This window comes from Achromobacter sp. (genome assembly GCF_057314935.1).
Map to the genome: position 1 here is coordinate 1 of NZ_DBHKZA010000178.1, position 3322 is coordinate 3322.

At 70.6% G+C, this 3322-nt stretch carries 5 protein-coding genes and 1 pseudogene; all 6 read right to left on the bottom strand.

What is annotated here, in order from left to right:
• On the bottom strand, nucleotides 1-491 hold a 491-nt coding region (locus ACO6D5_RS29795; RefSeq protein ID WP_286920182.1), incomplete at its 3' end, for an integrating conjugative element protein.
• Nucleotides 488-1090 carry a transglycosylase SLT domain-containing protein gene (locus tag ACO6D5_RS29800; RefSeq protein ID WP_485827400.1) on the bottom strand — a complete coding sequence of 201 codons (603 nt, stop codon included), beginning with the start codon at nucleotides 1088-1090 and terminating at the stop codon, nucleotides 488-490. The genes ACO6D5_RS29800 and ACO6D5_RS29795, both read right to left, overlap by 4 nt.
• Nucleotides 1072-1797 (bottom strand): TIGR03759 family integrating conjugative element protein, encoded by a 726-nt coding sequence (locus ACO6D5_RS29805; protein ID WP_003120008.1) that lies wholly within the window; start codon nucleotides 1795-1797, stop codon nucleotides 1072-1074. The genes ACO6D5_RS29800 and ACO6D5_RS29805 overlap by 19 nt, the downstream gene beginning before the upstream one ends.
• 12 nt (nucleotides 1798-1809) lie before the next feature.
• On the bottom strand, nucleotides 1810-2454 hold the full coding sequence (locus ACO6D5_RS29810) for a hypothetical protein (protein ID WP_003098888.1): 645 nt from the start codon (nucleotides 2452-2454) through the stop codon (nucleotides 1810-1812).
• Nucleotides 2451-3050, bottom strand: coding sequence for a PFGI-1 class ICE element type IV pilus protein PilL2 (gene pilL2 / locus ACO6D5_RS29815; protein WP_003098890.1), 600 nt, complete (start codon nucleotides 3048-3050; stop codon nucleotides 2451-2453). The genes ACO6D5_RS29810 and pilL2 overlap by 4 nt, the downstream gene beginning before the upstream one ends.
• A 138-nt stretch (nucleotides 3051-3188) precedes the next feature.
• Nucleotides 3189-3322: pseudogene (locus tag ACO6D5_RS29820) on the bottom strand (DNA topoisomerase III); the annotation flags it as partial.

Sequence of the window (3322 nt, forward strand, 5' to 3'; positions counted from 1 at the left end):
TCGGCCAGGTCGTCGCCGGCCACGGGCGCGAGCGGCACGCCCGGCACCAGGGCGCGCAGCCGCGCCAGGCCCTGCGCGGTCTCGACGTTGACGACCAGGCCGACCGCGCCACGTTCGCGCAAAGCGGCGGCGCGGCGCTGCAACCAGGCCCGGGAAGCCTCGTCGTCGCCGATGACCACGAACGGCCGCAGGCCGGGCGCTTCGATCACCCGTCGCGCGACGGTGCCGGGCGTGAGCTTGGCGCTGCGCACCGGCAGCATCGCGGCTTCGTCCGCCCGTGTGGCAGGAACCTGGGGCGTCGGGATGGACGGCCGCGCCGGTGCGTTGGCGCGCGGCTGGAGATTCAGGGCTTCGTAGTACGGCAATGCCGACGTGCCGCCACGGTCCTCGACAACGATCAGTGGCTCGCCGGCACGCGAGGCCAGCGGCAGGCCTGACAGCAGCATGAGTAGGCCCGTGAACGCGAGATGGGCGGGATGGGGTTTCGTCATGGGGAGGTCTCCTGGCGCGCCGCGAGGACCGCGGCGGCTGGTCGCGTGCCCTGCACGCGGGCAAGGTGGCGCGACACGCTGCGCCGATAGCGGGCGGCGGGCTCGCCGCCTGCGGGGCGGTGGTAGCGGCCGATCGCCAGCAGCCAGTCCTCGCCGGGGGTGTGCTGCTCCTTCAGGATCTCGGCGGCAACGGCGAGGTTGCGGTACGGGTCCAGCAGATCGCACGCGCCGGTGAAGCGGTGCTTGTGGTAGCCAAGGTTGATCTGGCCCAGGCCCGCGTCGATGCGCGTGTGCGGCGTGGCGCGCATCGCCTGCTGCAGGCCAGCGCAGGCGTCGGCGCGCGTGGCGAAGCGGCGCGATTGGCCGGCGACGTTGAGGGACCACGGCCATGGGACGATGCGCCCGTTGCGCCGGATGCCGCTCTCCTGCAAGGCCACGGCGTAGAGCACCGTCGAAGGGATGCCCGCGCGCTGGGCGGCAAGCTGGTAGGCCGGTGGCGGCACCTCCTGGGCATGGGGGGTGCTGGCATACACGCCTGCAGAGAGCACCAGTGCGCGCAAGAACTGCGATACGGGGGCAGCTACGGCTGGCGCTGCCATTGGCCGTTCACCTCGCGCACGGCTGCGGGCAAATCACCGGGCAGGCCCAGCGACAGCCAGCGGCCGCCATCGTGGTTGAGCGTGATGCTGCCGGCGCGCACGCGCGCCGGGTCGATCTGCGCGCGCTTGGCCCAGTCGCGGATGCGCGCGTCGTCCTGGCGGCTTCCGACCATGTACAGGTCGAAATCGGCGCCTGAGGATTGCAGACGCTGTACGAGCTGCCCGCAGGCAGCGCAGCCATCCTTGACGAACACCGCGGTGCGGCCTCTACCACGCACGGGACCGGCGCCGGGCTTGTCGTCGGGCAGGTTCACGCGCTGCATGCCGGGGTTCAGGCGCTGCCAGGCTTCGTCGTAGGCGCGCTGGTAGGCGAGCAGCTTCTCGACGCGGCGCGCTTCGACCTGCACCTGCAGCTCTGCGTAGCGCCGCCGCTCTTCGTCAGTGCGTGCCTCGATGCCCAGGGCGGACAGCGGGTCCAGGTTGGGCGAGTAGATGCCCAGCGGCCCGTCCATCAGCTCGCGATAGCGAGTCCACTCCTGCGGTTGCAGGCCCCATTCACTGGCCGCCCGATCGTCCAGCACGCGGGCGGCCAGCGGGCGCTCCTGGCTTTGCGCATTGCGCGCCGGGGCCGTTGCGGGCTGCTGCGCCCAGATGGGCCACTGCACCGACGCCAACACGAGCGCGGAAAGGAGGATCGACGGCTTCATGGGGTGCTCCGGTCAGGGAATCGCCACACGGCGGGTCTGGTTGCCGGCCTGGAACACTGCGGTGTTGCCCTCGATCGCCTGCAGGCGCCACGGGCCGACCGCATCCCCGGGCAGCAGCACCTGAAGTTGGGCGGGCGTGAAGTCCCCGATGCTCGGCGCGACGGACACGCTGCGCTGGCCGGCGCGCAGTTCGGCGCCGACGACGCGGAATGGCAGCGGCGGCAGCTCGGTCTTGGAGGCGGCGGACGTGCGCGATGCGCGCCGCTGGGCGGGTGCGGTGGCACGCGCGGCGGCTTGGCGCGCCTTGATCTGCTCGACCTCCGCGCGCAGCGCCTGGAGGTCGTCGGCCGCTGCGTAGCCACTGAGAGATTTCTCGACCTGGGCCGCGCGTGCTTCCAGAATCTGGCGGGTGTCTTTGAGGTCAGCGTCCGTCGCGACGGCCGGGCGCTGCTGGATGGCCTCGATCGTCTCGGCCAAGCCAGTTGCCTGCGCTTCCAGGCGTTGCAGGCGGGAATCCAGCCGCTCCTGGTCGGCCTGGTCGCTGAGGGCCTGGTAGCCCAGGGCCGCCAAGACGCTGAGGAAGATCAACCAGAGCCACATCAGGCTCTGCACCACCACGGCGGCGGTCGATCGCTGGGCAGGTTGCGGGGCGTTCATGGCTGGCCTCCCGAAACCATGGGTGCCAGCGGGAACGTCTGCACCGCCTCGGTGGCGGGTGGCTCGGATGGGGACTCGGCGACCGCGCGATCGCCGGGCCGCTCGAAGCAGATTTGCCGTGCGCGGTCATCCGCGTGCAGTTCCCAGGCCGGGCCAGCCAGCGTGAGCAGCGCATCGCGCAAGGTCATGGGGCCGAGGTGCAGGTGTACCGCCGGCAACGGCAGCGCGTACAGCTCGATCACGGCATGCGCGGTCTGGCACAGGCCATAGCCGCTGCGTTTGAGCACGTGCCGAAGCCCATCCCCGACCGTGGCGCGGGCATCCTCGGGCATGGACACGTCGATGGTCTGCAACAACAGGTCGCGCTGCGCCGCCATGGGTGCCAGTTCGACCAGTGTGTAGCGGGCGTAGCGCACGACCGGGATGTACTCGGAAGCCTCGGGTTCAGGCGCGGCCAAGACTTCCGCGATGGTGTCGGGCGCGACCGGCGCAGTCGTCGTCGCGCAGCCACCGGCCAGCACCGACCACAGCAGGCCGAGAAATCCCGCCAGAAGGCGGCGTTCGGGATAGTGAAACCACGGTGGAGAGGGGCACATAGCTCGGCGTCCTGAAACATCCAGCCCTCACCATCGCCGCTCAGGCCGCGAGCGGCAGCAAACAATGCGAACCAGGCAGCGTCCGATTTACCGGGAGCGGCAAAAAAAACGGCCCCGAAGGGCCGTAAGTGGAACGTGTCATGCGGCGACAAGCTGCCGGGCCAGTGCGACCTCGACGGAATCACCGTCCTGGTTCAGGACATCGAGCCCGGATTCGGGCACGTCGCCCGAGGTGGACTGCGAGACCATGATCTTCTTGGCCATCAGCTCCA

Coding starts and splice junctions, on each gene's coding strand:
- ACO6D5_RS29800 (WP_485827400.1), bottom strand. CDS start 1,090: ATGGCAGCGCCAGCCGTAGCTGCCCCCGTATCGCAGTTCTTGCGCGCA.
- ACO6D5_RS29805 (WP_003120008.1), bottom strand. CDS start 1,797: ATGAAGCCGTCGATCCTCCTTTCCGCGCTCGTGTTGGCGTCGGTGCAG.
- ACO6D5_RS29810 (WP_003098888.1), bottom strand. CDS start 2,454: ATGAACGCCCCGCAACCTGCCCAGCGATCGACCGCCGCCGTGGTGGTG.
- pilL2 (WP_003098890.1), bottom strand. CDS start 3,050: ATGTGCCCCTCTCCACCGTGGTTTCACTATCCCGAACGCCGCCTTCTG.